This window comes from Amycolatopsis sp. WAC 01416, from assembly GCF_003947485.1.
GTDB lineage: Bacteria > Actinomycetota > Actinomycetes > Mycobacteriales > Pseudonocardiaceae > Amycolatopsis.
Window position 1 is genome coordinate 129,703 of record NZ_QHHX01000007.1, and the last position, 15,166, is coordinate 144,868.

Genomic DNA, 15,166 nt, shown 5'->3' on the forward strand with positions numbered 1-15,166 from the left:
GTCGCGCGCCCCGTTTTCCGTGCTCCGACCGGCGCGGATATCCGAAATGAGTGATTCGGCGCGCTTCGGGGAACCCAGTGACCACTACCGGTCGTTGAGCAGGACACCAGACGACCCCGAGGAAAGGGACCACAGTGCCTCTACTGCGGAAGTTGACCGCCCTGGCCGGCACCGCCGGGGCCGTGCGCGCCTACGTGCGGAAGAACCCGGAGAAGGTCTCGAAGGTCGTGAACAAGGCCGCGACCTTCGTCGACCACAAGACGAAGGGCAAGTACCACAGCCAGATCGACGGCGCGGTACGCAAGGTCGACGGGATGGCCGGACGGCCACCGCGCCGGCCGTACGAGCACTAGGCCTCGGCGAGCGTCTCGAGGATCTGCTCGCCGTACTTGGCGAGCTTGTTCTCGCCGACGCCGCTGACCGAACCCAGCTCCTGCAGCGTGGCGGGCCGTTTGGTGGCGATCTGGCGCAGGGTCGCGTCGTGGAAGATCACGTACGCGGGCACTCCCTGCTCCTTCGCCGCCGCGGCTCGCCACGACCGCAGCAGTTCGAACACCGGCGCCGCCTCGGCGGGCATGTCGGCTGCCGCGGCCTTCTTCGCGCTGGACCGGGCCGCGGCCTTGGCCGCCCGCTCCGGCTCACGCCGCAGCTGGACCTTCCGCTGCCCGTTCAGTACCTCGGCACTGCCCTCGGTCAGCACGAGCGAGCCGTAGTCGCCCTCGACCGCCGCGAGCCCCTGCGCCAGCAGCTGCCGCACCACGGCCCGCCACTCGGGCTCCTTCAGCTCCGTGCCGATCCCGAACACCTTCAGTGAGTCGTGCCGATGCTGCGTCACCTTCGGCGTCGACTTGCCGAGCAGGATGTCGATGATCTGGCCCGCGCCGAACTTCTGCCGTCGCTCGTTCTGCAGCCGGACGATGGTGGAGAGGAGTTTCTGCGCCGGGATCGTGCCGTCCCAGGTCTCCGGCGGCGCCAGGCAGGTGTCGCAGTTGCCGCACGGCTCGCTCTGCTGCCCGAAGTAGTTCAGCACCTGCACTCGACGGCATTCGACCGTCTCGCACAGCGCCAGCATCGCGTTGAGGTGGGCGCTCAGCTGCCGCTTGTGCGCCTCGGACCCCTCCGACATGTCGATCATCTTGCGCTGCTGGACGACGTCCTGGAGGCCGTACGCCAGCCACGCCGTCGACGGCAGCCCGTCACGACCGGCGCGACCGGTCTCCTGGTAGTAGCCCTCGACGGACTTCGGCAGGTCCAGGTGCGCGACGAACCGTACGTCCGGTTTGTCGATGCCCATGCCGAACGCGATCGTCGCGACGACGATCAGCCCGTCCTCGCGCAGGAACCGCGACTGGTGCTTCGCGCGCGTCCGCGCGTCCAGCCCGGCGTGATAGGGCACCGCCGGAATCCCGTTCTCGACCAGGAAGTCCGCGGTCTTCTCCACCGAGTTCCGCGACAGGCAGTAGACGATGCCCGCGTCGCCCTTGTGCTCGGTGCGCAGCAGCTCCAGCAGCTGCCGCTGCGGCGAGTTCTTGCCGACGATCCGGTACTGGATGTTCGGCCGGTCGAAGCTCGCGACGAAATGCCGCGCGTCCTCCAGATTGAGCCGGGACGCGATCTCGGCGTGCGTGGTCCTGGTCGCGGTGGCGGTGAGCGCGATCCTCGGCACGTCCGGCCAGCGCTCGTGCACCGCGGACAGCATCAGGTAGTCGGGCCGGAAATCGTGCCCCCACTGGGAGACGCAGTGCGCCTCGTCGATCGCGAACAGCGAGATCTTGCCGCGATCGAGCAGCCGCACGGTGGATTCGACCGAAAGCCGCTCCGGTGCCAGGTACAGCAGGTCCAGTTCGCCGGCGACGAAGGCGGCCTCGACCCTGTTCCGCTCGGCGTAGTCCTGCGTCGAGTTCAGGAAACCCGCGCGCACGCCGAGGTTGCGCAACGCGTCGACCTGGTCCTGCATCAACGCGATCAGCGGTGAGATCACCACCCCGACGCCCGGCCGGACCAGCGCGGGGATCTGGTAGCACAGTGACTTCCCGCCGCCGGTGGGCATGAGGACGAGCGCGTCACCGCCTGCGATGACGTGTTCGACGATGGCGTGCTGGTCGCCGCGGAAGTCGTCGTAGCCGAAGACGCGGTTCAGCGTTTCCAGGGCTTCCGAGGTACCGATGTCGGGGGCTGCCACCCGGACGATTCTAGGGGCGGGGTCCGACAGTCCACGCGCCCGCGCACCTCAGCGCGGGAACTCCCAGTCCAGCGCCCGGTTCGCGGTGACGACCGGTCGGTAGCCGCCGACGACCGGCCCGCCGGTCTCCAGCGCCGTCGCGGTCTGCTCCAGCAGTTCGGTCAGGGTCGCGGGCAAGCGGTCGAAGCTCACCGACCCCTCGTGGTTCCAGTCGCCGAGCCGCCCGGTGCCGGTGCGCTGGTCGAGGAAGAGCCCGTCACCACCGCCGTCGACGGCGACCGGCACGAACCGTCCGTGCCACCAGGAACCGACGTTGCCGTCCAGCCCGCTCGAGATCAGCACATCGCACATGACCTTCGCTTGGCTCGCGACGGTTTCCGTGGACGCGAGGTGGTGGAACGGGGGTAAAGCGAAGCTCTCGCCGATGCCCGAGACGCCGTCGTGCCGCACCAGGAAGGCGACGAGTTCGGCGGGGAGAGCGACGCCGGTCTTCCGTTGGGTCTCGGCGATCCGCGCGATCGTCGAGGGCGGCCGGAGGGTCTTCGCCGTCGTCGGCGCGTTGGCTTTGAGCCACCGTTCGACGCGGTCCCAGGCGGCGTTCACCCGCCGGGTGGTCGCCTCGGGGACCGTGGCGAGTTCGGCAGGGCCCTGACCCGGACGGCAACCGCTGTCGACGGTCAACGTCGGCCGGGTCGTGGGCACGGGTGGTGCGGCGGTCGAGTAGGAGGGCGTGCGTGGTGTCGTCGGCGGGGCCGGGTACGACTGCGCTCCCATGTCCCGCCCACCGCGCTCCGTGACCGCGAAGACGAGCCCCAGCACGATGACGACGCTCGCGACGGCGATCACAACGGCCCGCCTCCACCCCTTGAGCATGGGCCTAGTCGTTCCCTTCGGCGGCCTTCCGTCGCTCGCGGCGGCCACGGGCGATCTCGGTGGCGAGCGCGTCGAGCGGCCCGGTCCAGAAGCGCCGGTACTGCTCCAGCCAGCCGTCGATCTCCTTGAGCGGGCCGGGATCCACCGAGTACAGCCGCCGCGCGCCCTCGGCGCGGACGGTGGTGAAGCCGTTCTCGCGCAGGACGCGCAGATGCTGGGAGACCGCGGGCTGCGAGATCCCGAACTCGGCGCGCACCACCGTGGTCACGTCGCCGGAGCTCTGTTCCCCGCCCGCGAGCAGTTCCAGGATCCGGCGGCGCACCGGATCCCCCAGGACGTCGAACGCGTGCATCCGGCAACTATCACGGCCTGGGCTTATATAAGTCAAGGTTGCAAGGCAGGGGTCACCTCGCGGTGTCATTGTGGAGGGAGACGCAGGAAGGGGATTCGATGAAACTGGCCGAAGTGGTGGCCGACGGGTTCGGCCGCGTCCAGGAGGTCGTGCACGCCGCCGTCGAGGGGTTGGACGCCGACCAGCTGACCGAGAGCCCGGCTCCGGGCGCGAACACGATCGCCTGGCTGGTCTGGCATCTGACCAGGGTGCAGGACGATCACATCGCCGACCTGATGGACACCGAGCAGATCTGGACAGCGCGGGACTGGGTGGGCCGTTTCGAACTGCCCTTCCCGGCGTCGGACACCGGATACGGGCATCGTCCCGAGGACGTCGAGGCGGTCCGCGTCGACTCCGCCGAACTGCTGACCGGTTACCACGACGCGGTGCACGAAGCGACGACGGCTTGGGCCGCGGGCCTCGCCGAAGCCGACCTCGACCGTATCGTCGACGAAGCGTGGGATCCGCCCGTCACTCTCGGGGTTCGCCTGGTCAGCGTGCTTTCCGACGATCTCCAGCACGCCGGGCAGGCCGCGTACGTCCGAGGGCTCGTACTCCGCGATACGTAGGCGAGGTGCCGCTCCACGACGGACGACAGGAGCTCAGCCCGCGGAAACACTGGGCACATGAGTACTTCCACAGTGCGGCGACCGCCGGTGACGCTCACCCCGCGGTGGCGGAAACTCGCCCTCGTCGTCCATGTCGTTTCGTCACTCGGCTGGCTCGGGATCACCATGGTGAACGCGGTCCTGACCTTCACCTCCGTGTTCACCGACGACGCCCGCCGCCAGCACGGGGCCATCCTGATGATGGACCAGATCGGCGGCTACCTGCTGCTGCCGGTCAGCCTGATCGCCCTGATCAGCGGGATCGTGCTCAGCGTCGGCACGAAATGGGGACTGATCCGGTACAAGTGGGTCGCGATCAAACTGGTGCTGACCCTGGCCGCCGCCGGGCTGACGCTGTTCTCCCTGCTGCCGGGTATCCGGGAACTGGCGGTGGCTGCCGAGTCCACTATGGACGGTGCGTTCGTGGAAGCGGGACGCCGGGTTGACGGGTTCTACCCGATCATCGTGTCCACGACGATGTACGTGACCATGACCGTGCTGTCGGTCTACAAGCCCGGTGGCAAGACACCCTATGGACGCCGGGTGGCCGCGACGCGGGTTCGAGAACGTCAGCCTGCGTAGGCCGTGTCCCGTAACTCGAGCCTCCGGAAGTCCGTGAAGGCCTCCTTGCCTACCGTGAAGGTAGTGAAGGAGGCCTTCACGGACCCCCGACACGTCACATTTGCCTTACCCCTCACTCGAACTCCTCGAGCGCTTCCTCGACCCGCTCGGCTTCGGCGCGCAGATCGTCCAAGACGGTCTGCGCGGCCGCGGTCTCGCTGTTCGCGCTCTCTTCCTCGAGTTCGGCGTCAGCGAGCCGCCGCCGGAGGTCGTTCGCCTTCTCGGTGGCCTTTTCGGACCGGCGTTCGGCGCGGGAGAGGTCGATCTCGGCCTGTTTGCGGGCCCTCGCGAGATCGGCCGCCTCGCGCCGGAGCCGGTTGAACTCCGCTATCCGCTTCTCTTCGCGTTCGGCCTCTTCGCGGGCCTTGGCGATGCGCTCCCGGTCGGCCTTCTCGGCGGCCTCCCGTTTCGCCTTCCGCCGATCGTCCAAATGCGACACGGTGGCGGGCTTTTCCCGCTCCGGGGCGGGTTTGCGCTTCGGTTGCGGGGTGAACCCACTGGTCAGCCACTGGTCGCCCGAGCTGTCCGCGCCGCTGCTCAGCCGCCCGGCCAGCGCGAGTGCCGCCACCTCGGGATCGGCCACGACGGCCTCGAGGGTCGCTTCGACTTCGCGGGTGACGGGCTCGCTCATCGACCGTTCGTCCCGCAGGATCCGGTTCACCAGTTCCTGACGCCGCCGGGCCAGCTTGCGCAGGTCCGCGCCGGCCAGGGCCGAATGCGCCTTTCGCAGATCGTCGCCGAGCCTGGCCAGCTCCGCGAGCTCGGGGGAGCCCGCCCGGCGATTGAGGATCGTGGCCGCGAGCGTGGGCTTCCGTAACGCGCGGATCCGTTCGGCCAAGGCGGCTTCCCCCGCCGCTTTTGCCTCTTTCGCCCGCTGGTTGCGCACCGACACGAACTCGGCCGGATCGCCGGCGTAGAGCTCATCCGCGACCTGGTCGAAGTCCATCGTCCTCCGCAGGGTCAGTGGCCGGTCAAGGCCGATCAGGTGGCCATGCTGCCGCATTCGTCCGACGATGATCCCACGAGACCGCGGAGCTTTCACCTTTTCGGTGGTATTCGGTCACGCTCCACTTTCGGCCTACCCGGTGGAACACGGATTACCCGGGGCCGGTCGGCCCAAGGACAGATCGGCATTTTGGAGGTGGTGCGCCCTCTCCGGCGCAACAACGATGAGCGGCAGGGGGAAGCCATCTGCCGCTGGAGGCACGAATGTCCGTCACCGAACGCGCTCCCGTTTCACCGCAGGCGCATTTTCTCGGCTCCGGTCCGTATCCGGAACATCGGTGGCGGGTGGTGCTCTGGTCCGTCCTCGCCGGATTCGCGCTGACGGTGATCTGGTCGGCGCCCTTTGTGGACAGTGTGATCGGCGACAGCGTCGCCAACACCCTCCTCGGTCACGACGCCAAGGAGACCCCGATCGGCGGAGTGCTGGCCGGGACGTTCTTCGCGTTCGTCTCCGGGCTCGCCGGAACGTTCACCGCGTGCAATATCGCCGCTTTCGGCGCCGTCGCGCCGCTTGTCGGCGGAGGAGCCGCCGGGCGGCCGAAGTTCGGCGACACCTTGAAGCCGCTGGGCTGGATCGCGGCGGGAATGCTGACGGTCTCCGTGGTGTACGGCGTCGTCGTCGCGCTCGTCGGCACGAGGATGCCGCAGTTCTCGACAGTTTCGTCGCCGGGCGGGCTCACCCCGCGGAACATCCAGTCGATGATCGTCTACGGCGTGATCGGGATCGTGTTCATCGTGCTGGGCCTGGCGTCCGTCGGGCTCGTCCGCAACCCGATCGGCGGCCTCACCCGCCGGTTCCCGCCCGCGCCGCTCGTGCTGATGGGCGCGCTCATCGGCGGATTCCTGATCGGCAGGCCGTTCCCGCTGTTCCGGATGATGTTCCGCAGCGCAGCCGAAAGCCACAACGTCTTCTACGGCGCCGCCGCTTTCTCCCTCCAGTCGGTCGGCAACATCCTGGTGATGGCGTTGTTGTTCCTGCTGCTCACCCACGGCACGGGCGGACGGCTTCAGCGATGGATGCTCGCGAAACCCACCAGGATCGCCGTGGTGACCGGTGCCGCGTTGCTGGTCGCCGGCACTTTCACGTTGCTGTACTGGGATCTGCGGGTGCTGGGCCGGACCGGCGTCATCTGGTATCCGACCATCAAGTGGTGAACAGCCGCGCCAGCAGCTGTTCGACCGATTCCTGAAGGCACCTCGCCGCGTCTTCCCGGCCGGCGAGGTGTTTCAGCAGGCCTTGCTGGAACAGCCCGTCGAAGAGCGCGTACGTCGTCGACGGGGCGAAATCCGCCGGCTTCCCGAGAAGTTCCGCATAGCGGGAGACGACCCGCCAGATCATCAGTTCGAGTGTCTCGTCGATGGCGAGGACCTCGGCCTGGAACAACTTCTCGAACAGGCTCTGGTTACGCAGGTCGTACCAGAGCCGGTGCAGCCGGGCGTTTTCCCGCAGCGTGGCCGCCGTCGCGGCACCGAAGGTCCGCTTCAGTTCTTCGGCCGTTTCCGCGGTCTCGACCATCCGGTCGTACCGGGTGACGCATTCGGCCTTGTACTGCTTGACGCAGTAGGTGATCAGCTCGGCCTTGTTCCGGAAGTAATAGTGCAGCACCCCGTGGGAGAACTCGGAGTTCTGCGCGATCTCCCGCAGGCTCGTGCGCGCGTAGCCCAATTCGGACAACGTGACCAGCGCCGACATCGCCAGCTGCGCGCGTCGCTGATCGAACCTGTCCACCCGGCGGGTTTCGTCACCGCTGCGGTCCGCCACGTCGGTCACAGTTCCCGGTTCCCGTCGCCTCGGGTGCCCGCCGGACACGAGCACGTCGTCGGATTCTAGCCCGGGAAAGGGTTTTCTTGCGCCCGACAGAATTCATTCGAGCCACTCGGTGATGAAATGGTCGCTCTCGTGGATGTGGACGGCTTCGTAGGTTTCCGGGCCGATCACGGCGAACTTGTGCGGGGTGTCCGCGGGCACGACCAGGACGTCGCCCGCACCGCCTTCACGTTCGGCGTCGCCGATGGTGAAGCTGGCCCGGCCGCGGATGATGACGAACGTTTCCCGGTACGGGTGCTGGTGCAGCCTCGGTCCGGAACCGTCGACGTCGGTCCGTTCGCGGATGATCGAGATTCCGGAGCCGATGTCGCGGCCTTCGACGTTTCCCAGGTTGTCGGTGGTCATTACGCCACCTTAAACCTGGTCACACCCTTCACAGGCCTATTCGCCGCGGTCGACCACGAACGCCGAAAGACCGACGAGCAGCGCTCTCGCCGGCCGGTCGGGGAGGCCGAGCGCGAGGTCCGTCGCCTTGGCGGCGTATCCGTGGGCTTCGGCGAGGGCGCGGTCGACACCGGCGGAGCCGCGCAGGAGCCCGAGTGCCTCCTGGCGGACCGCCGGATCGGAAACCGGCCCGTGGCCGATGATCTCGCGCAACCGCGCTGCACCTGGCCCCTCGTCGTCGAGCGCGTGCAGCATCGGCAGGGTGACGATGCCTTCGCGGAGGTCGGTGCCCGCGGACTTGCCGAGGTCGGTGGTGGACGCGGAGATGTCGAGGACGTCGTCGGAGATCTGGAACGCGACGCCGATCAGTTCGCCGTACTGGCCCAACGTTTCGATGGTCCGCTCATCCGCACCCGACACCTGGGCGCCGAGCCGTCCCGCCATCGCGATCAGCGAGGCGGATTTGTCGGCCATCACCTGGATGTGGTGCTCGTAGGGCGCGTGACGGCCACAGTCTTCGAACGGTCCCGTCGTCTCCAGGAACTGCCCGCGGACGAGCCTGCCGAACGTCTGCGCCTGCGAACGCAACGCGTAGTCGCCGAGCCCGGCACCGACACGTGCCGCGCAGGCGAGCACGTAATCGCCGATCAGGACGGCCTTCTTGTTTCCCCACAACGAGTTCGCACTGGTCACCCCATGCCGCATCGGCGCCTCGTCCATGACGTCGTCGTGGTAGAGCGTCGCGACGTGGACGAGCTCGGCGAGTACGGCCGCCGAGATCGCATCGCCTCGTCCGTCGCCGAACGCCGCTCCGGCCAGCGCCATCAACGGCCGCAGCCGTTTTCCGCCCGCGCGCACGAGATGGGTGGCGGCTTCGGTGAGATCCGGCTGCCCGGGACTGCGTAACACCTCCTGAAGTCTGTCTTCGACCAGGGACAACCCGGTGCGGAGTTCGGCGGCGAACTCCGCGTGCCGCTCGTCGGCCGGGTCCAGCCCGATTTCGGTGAGGATCGTGGTCGTGGTCACGACCTCCAGCATCCGAGCCGGACGGCCGCGACCGCATGCCGCCGGAGAGGGAGATCGTTCCCTCCCGGGAGGGAAACCGCCGGGTCAGAAGGGCGGTTCCGGACTTCCGGCGGTCACCGGCGTTCGTTCCCACGCGCCGTCCGACGGGGTGCCTCCCGAACTTCGGCCCGCCTTGTTCACCTTCGCCGTGGCATAACGCAGCGACGGGCCGATCTCGTCGACGTCGAGCTCCACCACCGTGCGTTTCTCGCCTTCCTTCGTCTCGAACGATCGCTGTTTCAACCTGCCCTGCACGATCACCCTGGCCCCCCTGGTGAGTGATTCGGTCAGGTTCTCCGCGGCCTGTTTCCACAATGAGCAGCGCAGGAACAGCGGGTCGCCGTCGCGCCATTCCCCGCTCGCGCGGTCCAGTACGCGCGGCGTCGACGCGACCGTGAAGTTCGCGACCGCCGCCCCCGAGGGGGTGAACCTCAACTCCGGGTCGGTCGTCAGGTTTCCGATCACCGTGAGCACGGTTTCTCCGGCCATGGGACTTTCTCCTCGCTTCCGCGCGCGGGCCCGGCCGGGCCCGCTGTCGCCTGGGAAGAGGAGACCACCGGGGTACGACAGTTTCCGGCGGTCCGCGGTGGCCGGATGTCAGGAAAGGGTCGTTCAGGACGAAAAGTGTCCTGAACGACCCTTTCATGTCATCACAGTGACCGTCGCATGTGGACGGATCAGTCCTTGAGCGCGTGCCGGAAGTGTTCGGCGAGGTCGAGCGCGACGGCTTCTTCCCGCGTGTACCAGACGTGGGCGTCGTGTTCCTCGGGATCGAGCACGACGTCTCGCGGCTCGTCTTCGGCGAGCGTGTACACCGTGGCGTGGATCCGCATCGGCTTGCCCGTGACGTCGTCCCAGCTGCGGGCACCGCGTTCCCCGGTGACGCGAACGGTCAGCCCGGTCTCCTCGGCGAACTCGCGGACCACGGTCTCGGCGGGCCGCTCGCCCGGCTCGACGGTGCCGCCCGGCAGCTCCCAGTGGCCGCCGAGGAAGGACCCCGGCCGCCGCCGGATGAACAGGATCTTCCCGTCGCGGATGAGCCTGCCGTAGGCCAAGTACTTGTCCGTCACGAGCGCATCTTCCCGTACTCGGGAAGCCCGGTCCGATTGAGGACCGAACCTGTCCGCAATGCCTCGTAACGTGGGCATCATGGAAAACACCGAGATCCGCGCCTTCCGCCTCGACGTCCCTCAGGAGCAGCTGGACGAACTGCACGCGAAGATCGACAGCGCGCGCTGGCCCGCTCCGCTCCCCGGCGACGGCTGGGACACCGGAGTGCCGGTGGCATGGCTGCGCGGACTCGCCGAGTATTGGCGCCACGGTTACGACTGGCGCGCCGCCGAACGCGAGATCAACGGCCACCCGCAGTTCACCACGGTCATCGACGGGCAGCGGATCCACTTCCTGCACGTCCGCTCGCCCGAAGCCGACGCGACGCCGCTGATCCTCACGCACGGCTGGCCGGGTTCGGTGGTGGAGTTCCTCGACGTCATCGGTCCGCTCACCGACCCGAAGGCGTACGGGGGTGACCCGGCGGACGCGTTCCACCTCGTGATCCCGTCGCTGCCCGGTTTCGGTTTTTCGGGTCCTGTCTCGGATTCCGGCTGGACCATGCCGCGGATCGGCCGCACATGGGCGGAGCTGATGCGACGGCTCGGGTATGAACGCTACGGCGTGCAGGGCGGCGACCTCGGCGCTTCCGTGTCGCCGGAGGTGGCGAGGTTCGCGCCGGACAAGGTGATCGGCGTGCACGTCAACGGCGGACTGACGCCGATGCCCCCGATGTCGTTGTCGGAGGAGGAACTCGCTTCGCTCACCGACGTCGAACGCGACCGCGTGAAGCGGATCGGCGCGTTCATGCAGGAGGAGTTCGGGTACATCGCGATCCAGTCGACGCGGCCGCAGACCCTCGGCTATGGGCTCGTGGACTCGCCGGTCGCGCAGCTGGCCTGGATCATGGACAAGTTCCGGGAGTGGACGCATCCGCGCCCGACGCTGCCGGAGGAGATCATCGGCCGGGACCGGTTGCTGACCAACGTCATGTTCACCTGGCTCACCGGTACGGCGGCTTCGTCCGCGTACGTCGGCTACGCGCAGGCGGAAACCTGGGGAGCCGTCGAGAAGAACTCCGGCGTGCCGACGGCGGCGTTGATCTTCGCGCACGACGTCGGGATCCGGCGGTACTCGGAGGACGCGCACACGATCGTGCGGTGGACCGATGTCGATCGCGGCGGGCACTTCGCGGCGTTGGAGGAGCCCGAGATCCTGGTCGGGGACGTGCGGGAGTTCTTCCGCTCCCTCAAATGACGAGGACGGCGGCTTCCCCGAGGAAGCGGCCGTAATCGTCCACTTCGGACTCCAGCCCGACGATGGCGGACCGCGGAAGCGTGGCGAAGGGCTCGACGACGACCTTCGTCCGCTTCGCGGTCCGCTTGGTGTGCCAGATTCCGGCGATCCGGCCGTCGACCAGTACGGTCGGCGCGATCATCCCGCCGCCGGAATTGACGCGCTTCGCCTCGGCCGGGTCGAGGAGAAGTTCGCGGTCCCGGTAGCCCAGCAGGTAGGTGTCGAAGGCGCCGAGCAGGCGCGGGGGACACGGTGGAGCGGAGAGGCCGGTCTCGGGCAGCGCGAAGCCGTGGCCGGCGGGCACGAGATCCAGCGCGGCGAAAGCCTTGCGGCACAGGCCGAGCGGGAGACCGGACCAGGTGCCGAAGTCCTCGGCGGTCGCGACGCCATACGCGGTCAGGTACCGGTGGGCGAGTTCCGCGTGCGGTTCGTCCGGTGTGTGGTCCTCGGTGGCCCATTCGTCGAGGAGTACGTACGTCGGCTCCGTTCCGTCGTCCTGACCTCGGCAGAGCAGACCGCGATTCGCCGCGTACGCCAGGAGATGGGCCGGAGCCTGGGATCCCGCGTCGAGCGCGATGCCGTCGGCGGCCAAGCCGTCCAGGATCTCCTGCCGGGTGAGTGCCTTGCCCGGCAAGAGATCCTGGAGCTTTGCGAGTGCGCGTTCGCAGAGTTCGCCGGTGAGCCCCAGTTGCGTGCGGCGGCCTTGCCCCGCCTGGACGTTACGCGGACCGAACAGCCGGTTCAGCCAGCGGAGATCCGCCGTCGGCACCAAATGGAGCGTCTTGCGCATCAGCCAGGTGCGCGCCACCGCGCGGGATCCGTCGACGTCCGGCGCGCTCAGTCCCCGGCTGCGGGCCCGGATCGCGAGCCGGGCGGCGGGAGTCGACTGCGCCTGGATCGCGGCGACCGACCTGGCCACGGCGAGCACGTCCGCGGCCGGGGCGGCCAGCAGTTGTGCGTGGGCGCGGACGGCGCGGATGTCGTTGTCGGACAGCGTCACCCGTTGACGATCTCATGGGCGTTCGCCGGTTCGGTGTGCACGACCGCTTCCGCGAGCCGCGGGAGGACTTCGCGCAGCCGCCGCTCGACCTGATGGGCGAGGTGGTGTGCCTCGGTGACGCTCAGCCCGGACTCGACCGAAACCGCCAGTTCCGCGCGCAGGCTGTGACCGATCCAGCGCATCCGCAGGTCCCGGGTGCCGAGTACCCCGGGCACCTCGGCGGCCGCGCGTTCGGCGCGATCGACGTCGGCCGGGGCGACGGCGTCCATCAGGCGGCGGAAGACCTCCTTGGCCGCGTCGCGCAGGACGAACAGGATCGCGACCGTGATGGCGAGGCCGATGATCGGGTCGGCCAGTGGGAAACCGAACGCGACACCGGCCGCACCGAGCACGACCGCGAGGGAGGTGAAGCCGTCCGTACGCGCGTGCAGCCCGTCGGCGACCAGCGCGGCGGATCCGATCTCTCGGCCGACGGTGATCCGGTACCTGGCCACGAGTTCGTTGCCCGCGAAACCGATGACCCCCGCCGCGGCGACCACCCACAGATGCTGGACCGGGCGTGGATCGAGCAGTCGCTGGATCGACTCGTACCCGGCGAGGAAGGCCGACGCGGCGATGAGCAGGACGACGAGCACGCCGGCAAGGTCTTCGGCGCGCCCCAGTCCGTAGGTGTAACGGCGGGTGGCGGCGCGGCGGCCGAGCAGGAAAGCGATGCCGAGCGGGACCGCGGTCAGCGCGTCGGCGAAGTTGTGGATCGTGTCGCCGAGCAGAGCCACCGATCCGGTGATCAGCACGAGCACGAGTTGGGCGACGGCGGTGACGAACAGGGCGATGAACGACCAGATCAGCGTCCGGACGCCGCGTTTGCTGGTCTCCAGCGCGGTGTCGACGCGATCGGCGCTGTCGTGGCTGTGCGGGGTCAGCAAGTGGCGGAGGCGGCTCTTCCCCTGCCCGTGGCCGTGACTGTGTCCATGGCCGGTCATTCCTCACCTCACTGTTCTGATACCTGCGCAGTCATGCAGGTACGCAGACAGAAGGGTAGCGGCTATCCTCCTGACATGCACGAGTCGGTCCCGGATTTCGAGATGCCCACCGAGGAGCAGGTCCACCTGGCCGCGGAGACGTTCCGGCTGCTCGCGGATCCGACCCGGATCAAGGTGCTCTGGGCGCTCCTGCAGGGCGAGTCCTCGGTCGCCTGTCTCGCGGAACTGGCGGGCGCGGCGCCGACGGCGGTCAGCCAGCATCTCGCGAAACTGCGGCTCGCCGGACTGGTCAAGGGCCGCCGCGAGGGGACGTTCGTCTACTACTCGGCGGCCAACGACCACGTCCGCGGCCTGCTCGCGCAGGCGTTGTTCCACGCCGACCACATCGATCGCGACATCCCGGCACTGCATTCGGCGGGAAAACCCCACCGTCCGGCGGCGCGCTGAATCCGGCTACGGTGGAACCGTGACCCAGTCCTCGTACCCGGCCGCCCTGCGGTGGCTGCTGTTGTGCGTGGTGGCGCTGGGGCTGGTCGGCATGCATCACGTGGTCGCCGAGTCCGGCCACGGTGCGGGGCACTCGGCCGTCGCGATGGCGGATCCATGTTGCGCGGACACGCCTTCGCACGACGATGGCGGACACAAAGGACTGCATCTGTGCCTCGCGGTACTCGCCGCGGCCGTGCTGCTGATCGTCACCTGGCTGCTCGTCCGGAATGGACGGACGGCGGGGGTGACCTGGAAGTCACGCCGGGGCGGCGGTTCGGCGTCGGGCCGTGATCCTCCGCGCTGGAGACCGGTTCCCGAGAGATTGTCCTTCCTTTGCGTGTTGCGGGTGTGACAGGCGGGTTCGTCCCGCCCTGCCCGAAACCGAGTTGAGGAAAGAACCATGACCAGCAGGAAACTGGCCGGGGCGGCCCTCGCCGCCCTGGCCTCCTTCGCCGTGCTCACCGGATGCGCGAGCTCCGACACGGCGTCCACCGGGCACGACATGTCCACGGTGAAGGCGCCGGATCCCCAGCAGGCCGGCCACAACCAGGCCGACGTCACGTTCGCGCAAGGGATGATCCCGCATCACGAACAGGCGCTCGCGATGGCGAAACTCGTCGACGGCCGCACTCGCAACGCGAAGGTCGTCGACCTCGCCGCGCGGATCCAGAAGGCGCAGGATCCGGAGATCCAGCAGCTGAACGGATTGCTGAAAGGCTGGGGAGTGGCACCGTCGGGCGAGCACTCCGGGCACGGCTCGGCGTCCGGCATGATGACCGAGGAAGATCTCACGAAACTCGGCCAAGCCAAAGACGCCGCCTTCGACAAGCAGTGGCTGGAGATGATGGTCGAACATCACGAAGGCGCGCTCGAGATGGCGAAGACCGCGCTGCAACAGGGCAGCAACGCCGAGGTGAAGGCGTTGGCGCAGAAGGTGATCGACGGTCAGCAGGCCGAGATCACCGAGATGCGCGCACTGCTCGGCTGAGCCGGGACGGTGGCGCGGGTCAACAGGCCCGCGCCACCGCCTCCCGAAAGTGCGGGCACTGGGTGAAGTCTTCGTGTTCGCATCCGAGAGCGCAGTCGACGATCGCGAGCGACGCCCGCGCGGCGGCGATACGTCGCTCGAGTTCTTCTTTGTGCTGTCTGAGGACCGCTTCGCGTTCGCCGGGCTTCAGGAACATCTCACGGATGCCGTCGAGGCTCAGTCCCGCCTCCTTCGAGCGCAGGATGATCGCTATCCGGCACAGATCGCCGTCGTCGTACCGCCGCCGATCACCCGCCCGCGCCGGCTTGAGCAGGCCGACGGATTCCCAATGGCGCAGGACATGCGTCGCCAGGCCGAAGCGCTCCGCGACCTCGCCGACGCTCAAGGTGCTTGACTTCAT

At 68.4% G+C, this 15,166-nt stretch carries 20 protein-coding genes; 8 read left to right on the plus strand and 12 right to left on the minus strand.

All coding sequences use genetic code 11. The annotated features are described in order from the left end of the window. Nucleotides 1–134 precede the first annotated feature (134 nt). The gene (locus DL990_RS24370; protein WP_125788586.1) at nucleotides 135–353 is read left to right on the plus strand and encodes an antitoxin; all 219 of its coding nucleotides are present in this window, start codon (nucleotides 135–137) and stop codon (nucleotides 351–353) included. Here DL990_RS24370 and recQ read toward each other — a convergent pair. The 3 genes from recQ to DL990_RS24385 are packed head-to-tail and all read right to left on the minus strand — an operon-like array spanning nucleotide 350 to nucleotide 3,407. After that, nucleotides 350–2,182 carry a DNA helicase RecQ gene (gene recQ / locus DL990_RS24375; protein WP_125800004.1) on the minus strand — a complete coding sequence of 611 codons (1,833 nt, stop codon included), beginning with the start codon at nucleotides 2,180–2,182 and terminating at the stop codon, nucleotides 350–352. The genes DL990_RS24370 and recQ overlap by 4 nt on opposite strands. Before the next feature lie 48 nt (nucleotides 2,183–2,230). Beyond that, nucleotides 2,231–3,028 (minus strand): SMI1/KNR4 family protein, encoded by a 798-nt coding sequence (locus DL990_RS24380; protein ID WP_233620550.1) that lies wholly within the window; start codon nucleotides 3,026–3,028, stop codon nucleotides 2,231–2,233. A 31-nt stretch (nucleotides 3,029–3,059) separates the two neighbouring features. After that, nucleotides 3,060–3,407 carry a helix-turn-helix transcriptional regulator gene (locus DL990_RS24385; protein ID WP_125788583.1) on the minus strand — a complete coding sequence of 116 codons (348 nt, stop codon included), beginning with the start codon at nucleotides 3,405–3,407 and terminating at the stop codon, nucleotides 3,060–3,062. 98 nt (nucleotides 3,408–3,505) lie between these two features. Between DL990_RS24385 and DL990_RS24390 the strand changes: the two genes are divergently transcribed. Further along, nucleotides 3,506–4,018: a DUF664 domain-containing protein gene (locus DL990_RS24390; RefSeq protein ID WP_125788582.1), complete on the plus strand. Its 513-nt coding sequence runs from the start codon at nucleotides 3,506–3,508 to the stop codon at nucleotides 4,016–4,018. Nucleotides 4,019–4,075: 57 nt separating this feature from the next. Continuing rightward, complete coding sequence (locus DL990_RS24395; protein ID WP_233620551.1) at nucleotides 4,076–4,639, plus strand: hypothetical protein; 564 nt, start codon at nucleotides 4,076–4,078, stop codon at nucleotides 4,637–4,639. Nucleotides 4,640–4,751: 112 nt separating this feature from the next. Here the strand turns inward: DL990_RS24395 and DL990_RS24400 are convergent, their stop codons facing one another. After that, the gene (locus DL990_RS24400; RefSeq protein WP_125800239.1) at nucleotides 4,752–5,624 is read right to left on the minus strand and encodes a hypothetical protein; all 873 of its coding nucleotides are present in this window, start codon (nucleotides 5,622–5,624) and stop codon (nucleotides 4,752–4,754) included. 263 nt (nucleotides 5,625–5,887) lie between these two features. Between DL990_RS24400 and DL990_RS24405 the strand changes: the two genes are divergently transcribed. Beyond that, nucleotides 5,888–6,838 (plus strand): hypothetical protein, encoded by a 951-nt coding sequence (locus DL990_RS24405; protein WP_125788581.1) that lies wholly within the window; start codon nucleotides 5,888–5,890, stop codon nucleotides 6,836–6,838. On the opposite strand, the gene DL990_RS24410 is transcribed toward DL990_RS24405, so the two are convergent. The 5 genes from DL990_RS24410 to DL990_RS24430 form a co-directional block, all read right to left on the minus strand. Beyond that, nucleotides 6,828–7,454: a TetR/AcrR family transcriptional regulator gene (locus DL990_RS24410; protein ID WP_125788580.1), complete on the minus strand. Its 627-nt coding sequence runs from the start codon at nucleotides 7,452–7,454 to the stop codon at nucleotides 6,828–6,830. The two genes, DL990_RS24405 and DL990_RS24410, sit on opposite strands and share 11 nt — an antisense overlap. A gap of 93 nt (nucleotides 7,455–7,547) precedes the next feature. Continuing rightward, nucleotides 7,548–7,856, minus strand: a complete 309-nt coding sequence (locus DL990_RS24415; protein WP_125800006.1) for a cupin domain-containing protein — start codon at nucleotides 7,854–7,856, stop codon at nucleotides 7,548–7,550. A 36-nt stretch (nucleotides 7,857–7,892) separates the two neighbouring features. Next, nucleotides 7,893–8,921, minus strand: a complete 1,029-nt coding sequence (locus tag DL990_RS24420; RefSeq protein WP_233620553.1) for a polyprenyl synthetase family protein — start codon at nucleotides 8,919–8,921, stop codon at nucleotides 7,893–7,895. Between the two features lie 84 nt (nucleotides 8,922–9,005). Then, the gene (locus DL990_RS24425; RefSeq protein ID WP_125800008.1) at nucleotides 9,006–9,449 is read right to left on the minus strand and encodes a single-stranded DNA-binding protein; all 444 of its coding nucleotides are present in this window, start codon (nucleotides 9,447–9,449) and stop codon (nucleotides 9,006–9,008) included. A 188-nt stretch (nucleotides 9,450–9,637) separates the two neighbouring features. Further along, nucleotides 9,638–10,030 (minus strand): NUDIX domain-containing protein, encoded by a 393-nt coding sequence (locus DL990_RS24430; RefSeq protein ID WP_125800009.1) that lies wholly within the window; start codon nucleotides 10,028–10,030, stop codon nucleotides 9,638–9,640. A 79-nt stretch (nucleotides 10,031–10,109) separates the two neighbouring features. Between DL990_RS24430 and DL990_RS24435 the strand changes: the two genes are divergently transcribed. Beyond that, nucleotides 10,110–11,267 (plus strand): epoxide hydrolase family protein, encoded by a 1,158-nt coding sequence (locus DL990_RS24435; protein WP_125788575.1) that lies wholly within the window; start codon nucleotides 10,110–10,112, stop codon nucleotides 11,265–11,267. Here DL990_RS24435 and DL990_RS24440 read toward each other — a convergent pair. Continuing rightward, nucleotides 11,260–12,306 carry a winged helix DNA-binding domain-containing protein gene (locus DL990_RS24440; RefSeq protein WP_125800010.1) on the minus strand — a complete coding sequence of 349 codons (1,047 nt, stop codon included), beginning with the start codon at nucleotides 12,304–12,306 and terminating at the stop codon, nucleotides 11,260–11,262. The genes DL990_RS24435 and DL990_RS24440 overlap by 8 nt on opposite strands. After that, the gene (locus tag DL990_RS24445) at nucleotides 12,303–13,289 is read right to left on the minus strand and encodes a cation diffusion facilitator family transporter (RefSeq protein WP_199746578.1); all 987 of its coding nucleotides are present in this window, start codon (nucleotides 13,287–13,289) and stop codon (nucleotides 12,303–12,305) included. The genes DL990_RS24440 and DL990_RS24445 overlap by 4 nt, the downstream gene beginning before the upstream one ends. A 75-nt stretch (nucleotides 13,290–13,364) precedes the next feature. Between DL990_RS24445 and DL990_RS24450 the strand changes: the two genes are divergently transcribed. The 3 genes from DL990_RS24450 to DL990_RS24460 are packed head-to-tail and all read left to right on the plus strand — an operon-like array spanning nucleotide 13,365 to nucleotide 14,766. Next, nucleotides 13,365–13,736, plus strand: a complete 372-nt coding sequence (locus DL990_RS24450; RefSeq protein ID WP_007030039.1) for a metalloregulator ArsR/SmtB family transcription factor — start codon at nucleotides 13,365–13,367, stop codon at nucleotides 13,734–13,736. A 19-nt stretch (nucleotides 13,737–13,755) separates the two neighbouring features. Then, the gene (locus DL990_RS24455) at nucleotides 13,756–14,130 is read left to right on the plus strand and encodes a DUF6153 family protein (RefSeq protein WP_125800011.1); all 375 of its coding nucleotides are present in this window, start codon (nucleotides 13,756–13,758) and stop codon (nucleotides 14,128–14,130) included. A gap of 48 nt (nucleotides 14,131–14,178) precedes the next feature. Continuing rightward, nucleotides 14,179–14,766: a DUF305 domain-containing protein gene (locus tag DL990_RS24460; protein WP_125800012.1), complete on the plus strand. Its 588-nt coding sequence runs from the start codon at nucleotides 14,179–14,181 to the stop codon at nucleotides 14,764–14,766. Nucleotides 14,767–14,785: 19 nt separating this feature from the next. On the opposite strand, the gene DL990_RS24465 is transcribed toward DL990_RS24460, so the two are convergent. Next, entirely contained in the window at nucleotides 14,786–15,166 is a 381-nt protein-coding gene (locus DL990_RS24465) for a MerR family transcriptional regulator (RefSeq protein ID WP_125800013.1), read from the minus strand.

Bases quoted from the DNA above. Each gene is read 5' to 3' on its own strand.
- DL990_RS24390 (WP_125788582.1), top strand. From the start codon at position 3,506: ATGAAACTGGCCGAAGTGGTGGCCGACGGGTTCGGCCGCGTCCAGGAG.
- DL990_RS24460 (WP_125800012.1), top strand. From the start codon at position 14,179: ATGACCAGCAGGAAACTGGCCGGGGCGGCCCTCGCCGCCCTGGCCTCC.
- DL990_RS24425 (WP_125800008.1), bottom strand. From the start codon at position 9,449: ATGGCCGGAGAAACCGTGCTCACGGTGATCGGAAACCTGACGACCGAC.
- DL990_RS24445 (WP_199746578.1), bottom strand. From the start codon at position 13,289: ATGACCGGCCATGGACACAGTCACGGCCACGGGCAGGGGAAGAGCCGC.
- DL990_RS24450 (WP_007030039.1), top strand. From the start codon at position 13,365: ATGCACGAGTCGGTCCCGGATTTCGAGATGCCCACCGAGGAGCAGGTC.
- DL990_RS24415 (WP_125800006.1), bottom strand. From the start codon at position 7,856: ATGACCACCGACAACCTGGGAAACGTCGAAGGCCGCGACATCGGCTCC.
- DL990_RS24400 (WP_125800239.1), bottom strand. From the start codon at position 5,624: ATGGACTTCGACCAGGTCGCGGATGAGCTCTACGCCGGCGATCCGGCC.
- DL990_RS24405 (WP_125788581.1), top strand. From the start codon at position 5,888: ATGTCCGTCACCGAACGCGCTCCCGTTTCACCGCAGGCGCATTTTCTC.
- DL990_RS24395 (WP_233620551.1), top strand. From the start codon at position 4,076: ATGAGTACTTCCACAGTGCGGCGACCGCCGGTGACGCTCACCCCGCGG.
- DL990_RS24465 (WP_125800013.1), bottom strand. From the start codon at position 15,166: ATGAAGTCAAGCACCTTGAGCGTCGGCGAGGTCGCGGAGCGCTTCGGC.
- DL990_RS24385 (WP_125788583.1), bottom strand. From the start codon at position 3,407: ATGCACGCGTTCGACGTCCTGGGGGATCCGGTGCGCCGCCGGATCCTG.
- DL990_RS24435 (WP_125788575.1), top strand. From the start codon at position 10,110: ATGGAAAACACCGAGATCCGCGCCTTCCGCCTCGACGTCCCTCAGGAG.